Origin of the sequence: Streptomyces sp. WG5 (assembly GCF_049974565.1) — a bacterium.
Taxonomy (GTDB): domain Bacteria; phylum Actinomycetota; class Actinomycetes; order Streptomycetales; family Streptomycetaceae; genus Streptomyces.
Genome location: NZ_JBNGGC010000014.1, coordinates 69,153 through 84,935 on the forward strand (window position 1 = coordinate 69,153; position 15,783 = coordinate 84,935).

The 15,783-nt window shown below is 72.8% G+C and carries 11 protein-coding genes; 2 read left to right on the top strand and 9 right to left on the bottom strand.

What is annotated here, in order from left to right:
* Nucleotides 1–118 precede the first annotated feature (118 nt).
* The 7 genes from ACP4IX_RS17060 to ACP4IX_RS17090 form a co-directional block, all read right to left on the bottom strand.
* Nucleotides 119–1,636 (bottom strand): SDR family NAD(P)-dependent oxidoreductase, encoded by a 1,518-nt coding sequence (locus ACP4IX_RS17060; protein WP_426523320.1) that lies wholly within the window; start codon nt 1,634–1,636, stop codon nt 119–121.
* 104 nt (nt 1,637–1,740) lie between these two features.
* Complete coding sequence (locus ACP4IX_RS17065; protein WP_426555993.1) at nt 1,741–3,081, bottom strand: wax ester/triacylglycerol synthase family O-acyltransferase; 1,341 nt, start codon at nt 3,079–3,081, stop codon at nt 1,741–1,743.
* A 148-nt stretch (nt 3,082–3,229) separates the two neighbouring features.
* Nucleotides 3,230–3,553 carry a hypothetical protein gene (locus tag ACP4IX_RS17070; protein WP_426555994.1) on the bottom strand — a complete coding sequence of 108 codons (324 nt, stop codon included), beginning with the start codon at nt 3,551–3,553 and terminating at the stop codon, nt 3,230–3,232.
* A 95-nt stretch (nt 3,554–3,648) separates the two neighbouring features.
* Entirely contained in the window at nt 3,649–6,267 is a 2,619-nt protein-coding gene (locus tag ACP4IX_RS17075; RefSeq protein WP_426523323.1) for a PA14 domain-containing protein, read from the bottom strand.
* A gap of 208 nt (nt 6,268–6,475) precedes the next feature.
* Nucleotides 6,476–7,696 carry a glucose-1-phosphate adenylyltransferase gene (gene glgC / locus ACP4IX_RS17080; protein WP_426523324.1) on the bottom strand — a complete coding sequence of 407 codons (1,221 nt, stop codon included), beginning with the start codon at nt 7,694–7,696 and terminating at the stop codon, nt 6,476–6,478.
* Nucleotides 7,697–7,747: 51 nt separating this feature from the next.
* The gene (gene glgA / locus ACP4IX_RS17085) at nt 7,748–8,923 is read right to left on the bottom strand and encodes a glycogen synthase (protein WP_426523325.1); all 1,176 of its coding nucleotides are present in this window, start codon (nt 8,921–8,923) and stop codon (nt 7,748–7,750) included.
* 37 nt (nt 8,924–8,960) lie between these two features.
* A complete protein-coding gene (locus ACP4IX_RS17090; protein ID WP_426555995.1) occupies nt 8,961–9,791 on the bottom strand; it encodes a (2Fe-2S)-binding protein in 831 nt (276 codons plus the stop codon).
* Nucleotides 9,792–10,000: 209 nt separating this feature from the next.
* On the opposite strand from ACP4IX_RS17090, the gene ACP4IX_RS17095 reads away from it, so the two are divergent.
* Entirely contained in the window at nt 10,001–11,164 is a 1,164-nt protein-coding gene (locus ACP4IX_RS17095) for a DMT family transporter (protein ID WP_426523326.1), read from the top strand.
* On the opposite strand, the gene ACP4IX_RS17100 is transcribed toward ACP4IX_RS17095, so the two are convergent.
* Complete coding sequence (locus ACP4IX_RS17100; RefSeq protein WP_426523327.1) at nt 11,154–12,467, bottom strand: transglycosylase family protein; 1,314 nt, start codon at nt 12,465–12,467, stop codon at nt 11,154–11,156. The genes ACP4IX_RS17095 and ACP4IX_RS17100 overlap by 11 nt on opposite strands.
* 490 nt (nt 12,468–12,957) lie before the next feature.
* Between ACP4IX_RS17100 and gndA the strand changes: the two genes are divergently transcribed.
* Nucleotides 12,958–14,397: an NADP-dependent phosphogluconate dehydrogenase gene (gene gndA, locus ACP4IX_RS17105; protein WP_426523328.1), complete on the top strand. Its 1,440-nt coding sequence runs from the start codon at nt 12,958–12,960 to the stop codon at nt 14,395–14,397.
* 550 nt (nt 14,398–14,947) lie between these two features.
* On the opposite strand, the gene ACP4IX_RS17110 is transcribed toward gndA, so the two are convergent.
* Nucleotides 14,948–15,655, bottom strand: a complete 708-nt coding sequence (locus tag ACP4IX_RS17110; protein ID WP_426522691.1) for an aspartate/glutamate racemase family protein — start codon at nt 15,653–15,655, stop codon at nt 14,948–14,950.
* Between the last annotated feature and the right edge of the window lie 128 nt (nt 15,656–15,783).

Below are 15,783 nucleotides of genomic sequence, written 5' to 3' on the forward strand. Positions count from 1 at the left end.
CACCGCCGGCCCGTCACCACGATCACCCCATGCCGGGCGGGTGGCCCTTCGTGATCACCACGTGCCGGGTCGTGATCCCCGGCGGTCACCACGTGCCGGGTGCGTCAGTCCCTCGCGTTCACCACTTGCCGGGTGCGTAGTCCTTGAGGAAGACGCCGTACAGGTCCTCGCCCGCCTCGCCGCGCACGATCGGGTCGTAGACGCGGGCCGCGCCGTCGACCAGGTCGAGCGGGGCGTGGAAACCGGCGTCGGCCAGGCGCAGCTTGTCGTAGTGGGGGCGCTCGTCGGTGATCCAGCCGGTGTCGACCGAGGTCATCAGGATGCCGTCGGTGTCGAACATCTCCTGGGCACTGGTCCGGGTCACCATGTTCATCGCTGCCTTGGCCGCGTTGGTGTTCGGGTGGCCCGCGCCCTTGTAGCCGCGGGCGAAAACGCCCTCCATCGCGGAGACGTTGACGACGTAGGCGCGCCCCGCGGGCGCCTTGCGCGCCGCCTCGGCCATCGACGACCGCAGCGCGCTGATGAGGATGAACGGCGAGGTGTAGTTGCACAACTGCGTCTCGAGCAGTTCCACCGGGGAGATCTGCTCGATGGTCTGGACCCAGGTGTTGGTGTCGACGACGTCGGGGACCAGACCGCCCGCGTCGATGGCGGTGCCCTCGCGGTGCCGGACCACACTGGCGTTGCCGGCGACCAGGGCGAGGTCGGCCACCTGCTGGGCGTCGAGCCCCGTGACACCCGCGGGCAGCGCGGCCAGTCCGTCCACCGCCCCGGAGTTGAAGGCGCCGATGACGTGGTGGGCGGGGAGCTCACCGGCCGGCAGCGGGGCGCTCTCGCCCTCGACGAGCGCGGCGTACGCGGAGGGCAGGCGGCGCACGGTCTGGGTCGCGTTGTTGATCAGGATGTCGAGCGGTCCCTGCTCGGTGACCTGCTCGGCGAGGGCCACGGCCTGGGCCGGGTCGCGCAGGTCGATGCCGACGACCTCCAGGCGGTGCATCCAGTCCGCGGAGTCGTCCATCGCCTTGAAGCGGCGGATGGCGTCCTTGGGGAAGCGGGTCGTGATCGTGGTGTGCGCGCCGTCGCGCAGCAGTCGCAGCGCGATGTACATGCCGATCTTGGCCCGGCCGCCGGTGAGCAGCGCCCGCTTGCCGGTGAGGTCGGCGCGGGCGTCGCGGCGGGCCCGGTTCTCGGCGGCGCAGCTCTGGCAGAGCTGGTGGTAGAAGTAGTCGACCTCGGTGTACCGCTGCTTGCAGATGTAGCAGGAGCGGGGGCGCTGGAGTATCCCGGCGATGCTGCCCTCCTCGGTGCGGGAGGAGGGCAGGAGGCCTTCGGTCTCGTCGTCGATGCGTTCGGCGGAGCCGGTGGCGGTGGCCTCGGTCACCGCCTTGTCGTGGGCGGTCTTCGCGGCCCGGCGCTCCTGGCGTCGGCGCTGCTTGACCGTCCGGTAGATGTGCGAGGTGGCCCGGCGGACCCGGACGGCGTCCGGGTGGTCGACGTCGAGTCCGTCGAGTTCCTCCAGCACACTCAGGCAGACGGCGAGCCGCTCCGGGTCGATACCGGGGCCGTACCCCGCCTCGTTCCCGGGCTCGTGCGCCACCTCGTCCGTGGTCGCCGAACCGTCCTGTGTCACCGTCATCGCCGCTGCCGTTCCCTGGTCACCGTCGCGGCGCTCCGAGACGCGTCCGCTTTCGAACAGCGGATTTTATTCGGCGCCGGGGCACGGAGCCAAACCCGTCCGGCTCAGGGGGCGCAGGCGGTGAGCAATGTCTCCGCCTCCTCCGCCAGGGCAAGGGCGAACCGGTCGAGGTCCGGCACCGCCTTCGCGTCGGCGACCAGGCCGTAGTGGACCTGCCCACGGTAGGTCGAGACGGCCACCGCCATGGAGTGGCCCCGGGCCAGCGGCGCCAGCGGGTAGACCTCGGTGAGCGGGTGGCCGCCGAGCCGCAGGCCGAGGCTGGGCAGGGGGACACTGGTGACCAGGATGTCGAACCACAGCCGGGCCGCCTGCCCGACCAGCGGCCCGCCGAGCCGGTGGCCGAGCGCCGGGACGTGATCGGCGAGCAGGGCGACGGCGCCGGCCCCCCGGCCGGGTCCCGCGTCCTTGTTGCGGTCCATGGCCGCGCGGACCGTGCCGAGGCGGGACAGCGGATCGGGGTCGCCGACCGGCAGCCGTAACAGGTACCCCGAGAGCCGGTTGCCCTGTGGGTGGGCGGCACGCGGGCGGCGCTGGGACACGGGGATCAGGGCGCGGGGCGCGACGCCCTCGCTGCCGTCGCCGCGCTCGTCCAGCCAGCGGCGCAGGGCGCCGGCGACGACCGCGATCAGGACGTCGTTGACGGTGCCGCCGACGGCCTTGCGCACGCGGTGGACGTCGTCGAGGTCGATGGCGACGCCGGCGGTGCGGCGGGTGCCGGAGGGTCCGGCGGTGAGCGCGGCCGAAGAGCGCACGTCGAGGGTGGACACGGCCGCGGCGGCGCCGATGTCGAGGGCTCGGCCCGCGTCGGACAGGACGCCTCGCACCCTCCCCGGCAGTCCGCGCACGTCCGGCAGGAGACCGCGCGGGGGCTGCGCGGGGCGGGGCCTGGGCGGGGGAAGGTCCATCGGGTCGAGGATGCCAGCGGCGAGGGTCAGGGCCCGCAGGCCGTCGGCGAGGGCGTGGTGGAACTTGAACAGCACGGCGAAAGAGCCGCCGTCCGCACAGGGAAGCACGTGCGCTTCCCACGGTGGCCGGCCTCGCTCCAGCGGGCGCTCCATGAGGCGGCCCGCCCGGGCGTGGAAGTCCGTCGTCGGCGCGTGCAGCCGGACGTGGTCGAGCGGGTCGAAGCCGGGGTCGGGTTCACGGGTGGCGCCGCCGAACGCGAACGGCCGCCGCAGGGCGAGCGGCGGCTGCCAGGTGTCCCGGATCCGCATCCGCAGTCCGGACACGGAGGGTGCGCGGGCGGCGAGCAGGTCCGCCGCGTGGGCGCCCGCCGTGGACGAGTGGGCCGTGAACACGCCGAGCGCGCCGAGGTGCATGGGGTGCTCGGCGGACTCGATGTTCCAGAACGCGAGGTCGAGGGGAGCGAGCGGGTCGGGTGTCAAGGGCTTGCCTCGCAAGGACGACGCATGGACGACGGATGGACAAGCAGTCAATCGCCCTCCGCCGATTACGGTCAAGTACGATCAGGCTACGCACAGTTAACAACAGATTAAAGTCCCGCCCCTTGGCGAAGGGCGGGACTCCGGGGACTCATGGGGTGTCTGTGCTCAGTTCGGGGGGTGGCGGCGCCGCCGCCGCGGAAGTTCCCCACCCGGACGGCTGCGGGCCGACCGTGAACCGGGGCGACCGGAAGGAGCGCAGGGCGTCGGTCGTCAGGTGGGTCCGCTCGTAGGCCGCGCCGTCGGCGCGGGCCGACCCGACATGGCGGTCGGTGTCCGAGGTGCCGGGCGCGGTGACGGCCGGGGCACCCTCGTTCTCCGTCCCGCCGAACGGGTTCACCGGGTCGGTGAGGTGCTGGTGGGCCGGCTGTCCGGCCCGGGCCGCCGGGGCGGTGAACAGCGCGGACGCTGCCACCACCCCGGCCGCGCACAGGCGCGGACGCCGGGTGCCCCTCGTGTGCGGTGGCCTCCGGAAGGCCTGCGGTGTCGTGCGGGATGCCGTGCGCGGGCTCAGCCGGCCGGGCATCCCGCCGGGGTGGGCCGGGACGCGTCGTGGATCAGGGCCTCGTGGGCGGCCTTGACCCGCTCGACGTCCGGCTTGAGGACCTTGCGGTCGTAGGTCGTCAGGCCGTTGAGCTCGCCCTCGACGTCCGAGATCTGGGTGTAGACGGCGCCGTTGCTGCCCCGGCAGACCAGGGCCCGCACCTCGTCGAGCTTGGTGAGGTAGCCGTCGGTGTAGGCCTGGGGGTCGACGTCGACGTACGACTGCTGCACGGACCAGGCGTGTCCGGGCACCGCGAGACCGAGGCCGCCGTACTCGCCGCTGACCAGGGCGCGTTCGCCGTCCGGGGAGGGCGGCAGGGCGGGGCTCGGGTAGCCGTGCTCGTCCATGATGTCGCCGGCGCCTCCGTCGGCCCCGAGGTTCAGGCCCGACTGGTTGTTGACGAGGCGGGTCGGGTCCCAGGCCTTGGCCTGCTCGGCGACGCGCTTGATGTCGTACTGGCCCCAGCCCTCGTTGAAGGTGACCCACATGATGATCGACGGGTGGCTGATGTGTTCGTCGATCATCTCCTTCATCTCGCGCTCGAACTCGGCCCGGGAGGCGGCGTTCGGATTCACCCCCGGAGTCATGGAGGGCATGTCCTGCCACACCAGCAGGCCAAGCCTGTCGGCCCAGTAGAACCAGCGGTCCGGCTCCACCTTGATGTGCTTGCGCACGGAGTTGAAGCCGAGCTTCTTGTGCAGCTTCAGGTCGGACGCGAGGGCCTCGTCGGTGGGCGCGGTGTGCAGGCCGTCCGGCCAGAAGCCCTGGTCGAGGGTGGCCATCATGAAGACCGGTTCGCCGTTGAGCATCGTGCGCGGCACGCCGTTCACCTTCTCGACGGCGATGGAACGCATCCCGAAGTAGCTCTCGACGCGGTCGTGTCCGACGGTGACCTTCAGGTCGTACAGGAAGGGATCGTCGGGCGACCACAGGCGCGGGTCGTGGATCCTCAGCGTCAGCGGCTCGCCGGTGCGTCCGCTCGCCGTGGCGACCTTGCGGTGTCCGGCGTACGCCGTCGCGCGGACCCGTACGCCGTCGCGCACGCCCTTCGGCTCGACGGTCAGCGTGCCCGCCGCCCCGTCGATGTGCGGGGTCAGCTTCAGCGAGTCGACGTGGTCCCGGGCGACCGGCTCCATCCAGACCGTCTGCCAGATGCCGGAGCTGGGTGTGTACCAGATGCCGCTCGGGTCCAGGCTCTGCTTGCCGACCGGCGGGTTCTCGGCGCCCCGCGCGTCGGTCGGGTCGTAGACGCCGACGATCAGTTCCTGGGTGCGGCCGGGCTTGAGCGCGTCGGTGACGTCGGCGCTGAACTTGTCGTAACCGCCCTTGTGGTCGGCGACCTTGACGCCGTTGACGTACACCTCGGACTGCCAGTCGACGGCGCCGAAGTTGAGCTTGAGGCGCTGGCCGTGGCCGATGTGCCAGTCGCGGGGCACGGTGAAGGTGCGGCGGTACCACATGCGGTCCTCGTGCCGCTGGATGCCGGAGAGCTGGGACTCCACCGGGTACGGGACGAGGATGCGCTCCTTCAGGTTCTTGCCGACCGGGGGCTGCTCGCCGGCCTCGGCGGCGGCGAACTGCCAGCGGCCGTTGAGGTTCCGCCAGTCGTCCCGGGTCAGCTGCGGGCGCGGGTACTCCGGAAGGGCGTTGTCCGGGCCCACCTCGTCGGCCCAGTCGGTGCGCAGTTCGTGGGTGGACTTGTTGCCGCCACTGCTCCAGAAGGCGTTGACAACGTTGCCCGCGGCATCGGTGAGGCCGCCCTCACCGTCGTAGCGGACGTCGGCGGTGCCGGGCGCGTCGCCGTCCTTGTTGCCGACGACCGGCTGGTCGAGGGCGACGAGGAGGGCGGTCGGGTCGGCGGGGTCGACCTTCGCCTCGCCGAGCGGCCACTGGGCGCCGCCGATCACCGCTTCGAGGTGGTCGGTGAGACCGGCCGGGGCCGCGGCGAGCGGGCGCGGGAAGTCGAGCTTGAGGGTGCGGCCGGTGGACTGGACCGTGGTCGCCGTCGCGCCGTCGTAGTCGAAGCCGTCGGGCAGGCGGAACGCCGACTGCGGGACCGGCTCCTTGCTGCCACCGGGCTCGGTCCAGCGCAGGTGCAGGTTGGAGCCGCCGTAGTGCTCGAAGTACTCCAGCTTGATGTCGTAGGGCTGACCGGCCGTCAGCTCGATGGGCTCGGCGGTCTGCTCACGGTCCCAGTCGTCGACCCAGTGGTCGATGGCGAGTTGTCCGCCGATCCAGAGGCGGAAGCCGTTGTCGCCGATGACCGAGAAGGTGTGGGCACCGGTCTTCTCCGGCACCAGCTTGCCGGTCCAGCGGACGCTGACGTCGTCCGACTGCCCGGTGGCGAAGGCCAGCCGCGGCTCCAGGGTGTTGAAGTCGAGCTGCGGGTCGAATCCGGTGGCCTTGAGTTCGTGGAAGTCGAAGGCGCCGGGGGCCGAGTGGGTGTAGTACTCGCCCTTCAGCCCGTGGATCTCCGCGGCGGCGTCGTCCGCCGCGCTCGCGTGCGGCACGGCGGCGAGTCCGGTGACGCCGAGTGCGGCGGCGAGCAGTAGTGCCAGTCGGTCTCTGAGTCGTTTGGTGCGCACTGACCCTCTCCTCGAGAACGGGTGGTGGCTGATGGCTCAGGACATCGATGTCATACATCGATGTAACAGCGAGGTGCAGAGGCATGACAGCACGGATTGCGCGTGGCGTCCAGGGACATGACAACGGTCCCGGATGTGCCGCGCGTATCGCGCACCTCGCACGCCCCGGGTCCGCCCCCACAGCAGTCGACCGGTCGTCACCCGTTCGTCACACCACCCGCTGCCCCTTGCCCAGCGCGATCACGCCACCCTTGGAGACGGTGTACAACTCGGCGTCCCGCTCCGGGTTGACGCCGATCGTCGCCCCCGGCGGCACGTCCACGTTCTTGTCCAGCACCGCCCCGCGCACGACCGCGCCCCGGCCGATGTGCACGTTGTCGTGCAGCACCGAGCCCTGCACGACCGCTCCCGGGTCGACCACCACGCCCGGCGAGAGCACCGACCGGGTGACCTGCCCGCGGACCAGAGAGCCCGCGCTGACGATCGACTCGCCCGCGATGCCGCCGGCGTTGAAGCGCGCGGGCGACAGCTGCGCGGAGTGGGTGTAGATCGGCCAGTCCCGGTTGTAGAGGTTGAAGGCAGGCCGCTCGGCGATCAGGTCCATGTGGGCGTCGTAGTAGGCGTCGAGGGTGCCGACGTCCCGCCAGTACCCCTGGTCCCGGGTGGTCTCCCCCGGCACGTGGTTGGCGCTGAAGTCGTACAGCGCTGCCTCGCCCCGGTCGGTGAGCCGGGGCAGGATGGAACCGCCCATGTCGTGCACGGAGTTCTCGTCCTCGGCATCGCGGTGCAGGGCTTCGACGAGGGCCTTGGTGGTGAAGACGTAGTTGCCCATCGAGGCGAAGACGCGCTCGGGGTCGCCGGGCAGCCCGGGAGGGTCGGCGGGCTTCTCCAGGAAGCCGGTGACGGTCCGCCCGTCGGAGCCCGGGGTGATCACCCCGAAGGACGACGACTCGGTGCGCGGCACCCGTATCCCGGCCACGGTCACGCCCGCGCCGGACTCGATGTGCTGGGCGAGCATCTGGCGCGGGTCCATCCGGTAGACGTGGTCGGCGCCGAAGACCGCGACGTACTCGGGCTGTTCGTCGTGGACCAGGTTCAGGGACTGCAGGATCGCGTCGGCGCTGCCCAGGTACCAGCGCGGGCCCAGGCGCTGCTGGGCGGGGACGGGGGTGACGTAGTTGCCGAGCAGGCTGGACATCCGCCAGGTGGTGGTGATGTGCCGGTCCAGGGAGTGCGACTTGTACTGGGTGAGCACGCAGATCCGCAGGATGTCGCCGTTGACCAGGTTGGACAGCACGAAGTCGACCAGCCGGTACGTGCCGCCGAAGGTGACCGCGGGTTTGGCGCGGTCCGCGGTCAGGGGCATCAGGCGCTTGCCCTCCCCGCCCGCCAGCACGATCCCGAGCACCGAAGGACCTCCACGACGCATGGCCGCTCCCCTCACCCTCGTTCACCCCTGGCCGCCCCGGGCGGGGCGGCCTCAAGCCTGCTTGAGGATCTCCTCGTAGAGCCGGACGGTGCGGCGGGCGACGGCGTCCCAGCCGAACTCCTCCACCGCGCGCTGCCGGCCCGCCTCTCCCATCCCCCGGGCGGCCTCCGGGGCGCCGAGGAGGGAGTCCAGTGCCCGGGCGAGGCCCGTCTCGAAGACGTCGTCGCCGTCGCCGTGGTCGTTGTCGTCCTTGGGGACGAGGATCCCCGTTTCGCCGTCCGCCACGACCTCGGGGATGCCCCCGACCCGGGAGGCGACCACGGGTGTGCCGCAGGCCATCGCCTCCAGGTTGACGATGCCGAGGGGCTCGTACACCGAGGGGCAGACGAAGACCGCGGCGTGGGTCAGCAGCTGGATCACCTCCGGGCGGGGCAGCATGCGCGGGATCCAGTGCACGCCCTCCCGGGCGCGGCTCAGTCCGGCGAAGAGGTCGCGGAACTCCTGGTCGATCGCGGGGGTGTCCGGGGCGCCCGCGCACAGCACGATCTGCGCGGCCGGGTCGATGCCCCGTACGGCGCGCAGCAGGTGCGGCACGCCCTTCTGACGGGTGATGCGGCCGACGAACAGGACGTACGGGCGGGAGCGGTCGAGGCCGATGCGGTCCAGCGCGTCCGTGCCGGGATCGGGCCGGTAGAGAGCGGTGTCGATGCCGTTGTGCACGACGTGGACCCGGGAAGCGTCCAGCGCCGGGTAGCAGCCGAGGATGTCCTCGCGCATGGCGCCGGACACGGCTATCACCGCGTCCGCGCTCTCGACCGCGGTGCGTTCGGCCCAGCGGGAGAGGGTGTAACCGCCGCCGAGCTGCTCGGCCTTCCAGGGCCGCAGCGGCTCCAGGGAGTGCGCGGTCATCACGTGCGGGACGCCGTACAGGAGCTTGGCGAGGTGGCCGCCGAGGGCCGCGTACCAGGTGTGGGAGTGGACCAGTTCGCGGCCTTCGAGGGCGGCGGCCATGGCGAGGTCCACGGAGAACGTGCGCAGCGCGTCGTTGGCGCCGTCGAGCGCGGACCAGGAGCGGTGGCGCAGCACGCCGTCGGTGCGGCCCTCGCCCCAGCAGTGCACGTCCAGGTCGACGAGGCGGGCGAGCTCCCGGGCGAGGAACTCCACGTGGACCCCCGCCCCGCCGTACACGTCCGGCGGGTACTCCCGGGTCAGCAGTCCCACGCGCACCCGGAACCTCCCGTCTCGGCGGCTGGTCCCTTCATGGTCACTCAGACGGGCCGCCCGGGGAAGGGCGCGTCGGCTGCGGAGACCGCGGAGACGCCGGCGGCCGGGAGAAGCAGCAGTCGCCGCAGACCCCTGCGCCGGGCGCCCGGTAGTACAGGCAGCAGCTGCGGCGCCGGAACGCGGTGCCGGTGAGGACGCCGGTCCCGGCGAGCAGGGGGTGGGCGAGCAGACCGGTGGTCAGGGAACGGGCGCGGGCGGCGGTGTCCCCGCGGCCGTGGCGGCGGGCCCAGCGGTCCACTTCCCGGCCGGCGCCGGCCAGCGCGGAGGCGGCGTTGCCCCACAGCAGCCCGGCCGCGACGCGGTAGCGGGCGTGCAGGGCCGCCGTCAGCGGCACCAGATGGCCGTGGAGCACGAGCTCCGCGATCGCGGCGACGTCGCCCGGCAGGGGGCGTACCCCGGCGAGCCACAGGTCGTCGGGGGCGGTGGCGTCGGGGTCCCAGCGCAGCAGCGGCGGGGCGAGGTCGGGGACGCCGCCGTAGAGGGCGGCGCACCCCAGCGTCACCGACCACAGGCGGGCCGCGAGCCCCTGATGGGCCACGGAGGCGGCGACGCGGGTCTCGGGGACGCGGAGTGCGGCGGCGACCTTCTGGACGCGGAAGGCCAGTGGGTCCTCCCACATCTGAACCTGCGCCCGCGCGTCCGGCGTCAGGTCTCCTTGTTCCTGCGCGTGTCCCGGCGCGTAGGCGTGTGCGAGGGTGGGGAGCGGCCGCGTCGGCGACGGGTGCGGGGACGCGTGCAGGACGGAGAAGCCGCCCAGCGGGCGGAGGGCGGCGAGGTCGGGGTCGAGGTCCACGAAGAGCAGTAGTACCAAGGCCCCTAGGGACCCGGGTCAGGGGTCCCCACCTCAGGTCGCCCACCCTGGGGAGGACTGCACCGCCGTCCTACTCCATCGGCAGTATGACCCAATGAGTGCTCAGGGACGACGACGGGAAGACCCGGAGACGGCATCGTGTTGTCCATGGAAGACGACCGATCGCCGCGCCGGGCCCAGGGCCCCCGCCTCACGCAGAGGAGCAGCCGATGAGCGCCCTCGCGTTGTCCGTGCTGCTCTCGCTCGTCTCCGCCGTGGCGTACGCGGGCGGAGCGATCGTGCAGGAGCAGGTCGCGGCGTCCTCCCCGGGTGCTCAGTACGCTCCGCTGCGCCGGCCCGGCTGGTGGGCGGCGGTCGGACTCAACGGCCTGGGTGGCCTCCTGCACGTCGTGGCCCTCGCCCTCGGTCCGCTGAGCCTGGTGCAGCCGCTGGGCGCGCTCACCATCGTGTTCGCCCTGCCCATGGCAGCGCTGTTCGTGGGCCGCAAGGCCGGCGCGACGGCCTGGCGGGGCGCGCTCATGGCGACGGTCGGCCTCGCGGGTCTGCTGTCCCTGGTCGGCGCGTCCGACGCGCAGTCACTGGACACCGAGCAGCGGATCGGGGCGTCCGTCGTCACCGGTGGCGTGGTCGTGGCCCTGATGATCGCCGGTCGGGCCGTGCACCGGCACCCGGCGGTGCGCAGCATCCTGCTGGCGACCGCCTCCGGCATAGCCTTCGGCATGTCCTCCGTCTTCACCAAGACGGTCGCGGTCGACTGGACCGGTGGTGTTTCAGCCGCCGACCTGCCGTCCCTGGCCGTGATCGGCGTGCTCGCCACGGCCGGCATGCTGCTGTCGCAGGCCTCCTACCGGGGCGCCGGTCTCGCGGCCCCGCTGGCCACGCTGACGGTGGTGAACCCGGTGGTGGCCGCCGCGGTCGGCATCACGATGTTCGGTGAAACCTTCCGCTACGGCACGACCGGCACCGCGCTCGCCCTGAGCTGCGGTGTGGTGGCCGCGGGCGGGCTCATCCTGCTGACGACGGAACGGATCGCGCGGGAGGCCGCCGAGGAGACCCCGGCGCCCGTCGGCGACGAGGCCCCTGCGACACCGCCCGGACCAGAGCCGGAGCCGGGCGAGGACACGCCTGCGCGGGAAGGGGACGGGCAGCGGGTCACCCCGCTGCCCGACAAGGTCTTCGTGCCTGCGAACGTGCCCGGGCCACGGCGGCCGGTGTCGTCGCAGGCCCCGGACACCGTCCCCGCCGAGGAGACGTACGAGGCCGGGGAACCGGCGGAGAGCGACGACGCGCCGCTCTCCTACGGCCCCTTCTACGGTGGCCCGTTCGTCCCGCCGCCCGTTCTCGGCCGGCATCGGGTGCGGGTCAGATCCTGACCCCGCCGGCCCGCAGGTACGCCACTGGGTCGACGTCCGAACCGAAGCCGGGCCCCGTCCGCACCTCGAAGTGCAGATGCGGGCCCGTGCTGTTGCCGGTGGAGCCCGAGCGGCCGATGCGCTGTCCGGCGCCCACCGACTGGCCGTCCTTCACGGAGATCGCCGAGAGGTGCGCGTACTGGGAGTACCGGCCGTCGCCGTGCCGGACGATCACCTGGTATCCGTAGGAGCCGCCCCAGCCCGCGCTGACGACCTGGCCGGCCGCGACCGACTTCACCGAGGTGCCGGTGGCGACGGGGAAGTCGACGCCGGTGTGGTAGCCCTTCGACCAGGAGGAGCCCGCCTGGTGGTACGGCGTGCCGGTGGGAGCGTCGACGGGGGCGACGACGCTGTGGCGGGTGGTGGCCTTGCCCGCCTTGGACGCCTTGTCTGCCCTGTTCTCGGCCTTGCCGCTGTCCGGAGACGACTTCTTCGGCTGCTTCTGCTGCGGCTTGGCGGGCGACCGCTTGGCAGGCGACTGCCCGGTCGCCTTCGCCTTGGGCTTCGCGGCCGTCCCCGACTCGCTGCGGGGCGCCGTAGCGGTCCCCTCGCCACGCAACTTCAGGTCCTGGCCCGGAAGAATCATGTCGGGATCCGCGCCGATCGAGCCGCGGTTGGCGTCGTACAGCCGCTGCCAGCCGCCCCGGACCTGCTGTGCGTCGGCGATGCCGGACAGGGTGTCGCCGGTGACCACCGTGTACATCCTGGCCTTGCCGGCCCGGGACTGCGGGGTGGTCTGCGGCTGGACGTCCTTCATGGAGTCGGACTTCCCGGCGGACTTTCCAGTGGATTTCCCGGCGGATTTCCCCGTGGGCTTCCCGGCGGCCCGCTCCGGACTCTTCGCGGCCCTCGCGTCCCCGGCCGGCCGGATGTCCGGCGTGTCACCGCCCCGGGTCAGCCCGGCCCGCTGCGAGCACACCGGCCAGGCACCGGGTCCCTGACCGTCGAGTACCTTCTCGGCGACGGCGATCTGCTGGTCCTTCGTGGCCAGGTCCGCACGCGGGGCGTACTGGGTGCCGCCGAACGCCTCCCAGGTGGACTGGGTGAACTGCAGCCCGCCGTAGTAGCCGTTGCCGGTGTTGATGTCCCAGTCATTGGTGGACTCGCAGGCGGCGACCTTGTCCCAGGTCTCCACGTCGGCCGCCTGCGCCGTGCCGGTACCCATGAGCGGGAGCGCCAGTCCCGCACCGCCGGCGGTGACGGTCAGTGAGGCGCGGTTGATCCTGTTCGGCTGATACCGGCGGTGCCGGCCGCGTACGGCCATGGATATCCCCCTCGACATTGCGTCAGGAGGGGCAAAAGTAAGCGCTGCGAACAGGCCAGGACAAGACGGCAATCGGCCGGTTGGTCACGCCAAGTGGCCGGGATCGAGCTCTCGTTGGCCGAATGCGCCGCCCTCCGGCTGAGGCTCCGGACCCCTCCGGCGCGTACCTGAGTCCGCCGGACCAGAACGTGCGACCGGCGTACCGGCACGTCAGGATGGTCGTGCGGCGAAACCGGCGATACTGGCAGGCACGACCGGCACCGCGGACACACCGGCACCCCGGCGCACAGGCACACGAGGCACAGGCGCACAGACGCACAGGACACGAGGCACAGGCGCACAGACACACACGGCACGGGCGTACGGACGCACAGGGCACAAGGCACAGGCGCACAGGCACACACGGCTTGCGCGTACGGACGCACCAGCGCACAGAGACAGACACCGACACACGGCATCACCCCTACCGAGATCACCAGGAGCCAACCCGATGAGCACTACAGCGCAGATCGGCGTCACGGGTCTCGCGGTCATGGGCCGCAACCTCGCGCGCAACTTCGCCCGCAACGGCTACACCGTGGCGGTGCACAACCGGACCGCGTCGCGCACGCACGCGCTGGTGGAGGAGTTCGGGGGCGAGGGCGACTTCGTCGCGACCGAGACCGCCAAGGAGTTCGTGGCCGCGCTGGAGCGGCCGCGACGCCTGGTGATCATGGTGAAGGCCGGTGACCCGACAGACGCGGTGATCCAGGAGTTCGCGCCGCTGCTGGAACCCGGCGACATGATCATCGACGGGGGCAACGCCCACTTCGCGGACACCCGGCGCCGGGAACGCGAACTGCGCGAGCAGGGCATCCACTTCGTCGGCATCGGCATCTCCGGCGGCGAGGAGGGCGCGCTCCACGGCCCGAGCATCATGCCGGGCGGCTCGAGGGAGTCGTACGGCTCGCTCGGCCCGATGCTGGAGAAGATCTCCGCGAAGGCGGCCGACGGGGCGCCCTGTGTCACGCACGTCGGTCCCGACGGCGCCGGACACTTCGTGAAGATGGTGCACAACGGCATCGAGTACGCCGACATGCAGCTGATCGGCGAGGCGTACCAGTTGCTGCGCGATGTCGCCGGGTACTCCCCCGCGCAGATCGCGGACATCTTCCGCACCTGGAACACCGGCCGCCTGGACTCGTACCTGATCGAGATCACGGCGGAGGTGCTGTCGCACGTGGACGGGGCGACGGGGAAGCCGTTCGTGGACGTGGTGGCCGACCGGGCGGAGCAGAAGGGTACGGGCCGCTGGACGGTGCAGATCGCGCTGGACCTGGGCGTTCCGGTGTCCGGCATCGCGGAGGCGGTCTTCGCGCGCTCCCTGTCCGGGCACGCGGCGCTCCGGGAGGCCTCGCGCGGCCTGGCGGGTCCCCAGGCGTCACCGCTCGGCGAGTCGGAGGCGGCCGCCTTCGCCGACCGGGTGGAGCAGGCCCTGTACGCGTCGAAGATCGTGTCCTACACGCAGGGCTTCCACGAGATCGCGGCGGGCAGCGAGGAGTACGGCTGGGGCATCGACCTGGGCGCGGTCTCCGCGCTCTGGCGCGGCGGCTGCATCATCCGCGCCGCCTTCCTGGACCGCATCCGCGCCGCGTACGACGCCCGGCCGGACCTGCCGAGCCTGCTGTCCGACGGGACGTTCGCACGGGAGATCGCCGACGCCCAGGACGACTGGCGCGGGGTCATCGTCTCCGCGATCCGGCAGGGCGTACCGACACCCGGCTTCGCCGCGGCCCTCGCCTACTACGACGCCCTGCGCGCGGAGCGGCTGCCGGCCGCGCTGACGCAGGGGCAGCGGGACTTCTTCGGGGCGCACACGTACCGGCGGACCGACCGGGACGGCGCGTTCCACACGCTGTGGGGCGGAGACCGGTCGGAGGTCACCGCGTAGGCGTACTAGAGGGGTGACGGGTGGGGCGGTGGACGGGAGGCGGGTGGCGGTGGGCGGCCGTGCGGCCGCGCGGTCGCCCACCGCCAGTGCCCTCCCTTCCGTTTGTGCGGCCCTTGCCCGTGGCTCAGGTGAGTGGTGGTCCCGGTTCCGGGTCGGGCACCGGTTCCGGCCCCGGCGGGATCGGCGACGGGGACGGCTCGGGAGGACCGGGGTGCGGGGGCGGCGGAGTCGGCTGCGGGCCGGGAGGCGGGGGCGGCGGGGTCGGCTGCGGGCCGGGAGGCGGGGGCGGCGGAGTCGGCTGCGGGCCCGGCCCCGGAGGCGGGGGCGCCGGTTCCGGACCCGGGCCGGGCGGAGGCGGGGGTGTCGGGGCGGGGCCCGGCGGCGGCACCGGGTGCGGCTGTGGCTCCGGGTCCGGAACAGGGGCGGGTCCCGGGGTGGGCCCCGGTGGAACGGGATCCGGATACGGGTTCGTCATGATGCTGTCCTCCGGCCAGTCGGTCGACATCGGCTCTGGACTTGTCCCCCGCCTACCCGACGGCCGTCCCCTCACTCACTCCCCCGCAGCAACGGCCGGGTCCAGGTGGCCCGCCGTCCCGGGGGACACGGATGCGGAAGAGTGCTGCCCCAGACGTGCGGCCGCCGCCCCGGCGGCCAGGCCGGGCGCGGGGCTGGCCAGCACCGGGACCGCGGACCTGGTCGCCGCCCGGGCCGGCGCCATGGACGCCTGGGCCAGGACGATCACGTCCGCGCCGGTCACGGCGTCGGCGGCCTCCGCCACCAGCCGCAGGTAGCCCTCGGTGTCCCCGGCCTCGAACCGCGGCCAGGCGCCGTCGACCAGGAGGGGACGCACCTCGACGGAGCGGCCGGCCCTCCGGGCCTCCTCTCCGATCAGTGCCGTCGTCGGCGCGAGCGTGCTCTCCAGGGCGGCGAGGACGACGACACGCGAGCCGGCGGCCACCGCGGCGGCGGCCATCGGCCGGTCGACCCGCAGCACCGGCACCCCGGCCCGGTCGGCGGCCGCCTCGGCGACACCACCGAGGGTCGAGCACGTGCACAGAACGGCCCGTGCCCCCTCTGCGACGGCCTGCCGCAGCACGACCCGTACGGCATCCGTCACCGCCTCCGGCCCCTCGCGCCGCGCCCGCTCCAGCAGCTCGGCGTCGACGTGGTGCCGCAGTTCCAGACCCGGGTGCGCCTCGTCACGCAGGGCGTCGAAGACCGGGACGTGAACGGGCGAGGTGTGCAGCAGCGCCAGCACGCGCGGCCCCTTCGTCGTGGTTGCTCGTGATCCTCGCCATACCCGGTTCAGAACCGCTCGGGATGCGCCGCGAGCCACTCCCTCGCCCGCGCGCAGCAGCTCGGGACCGGCCACGCGTGCCTCGTCCG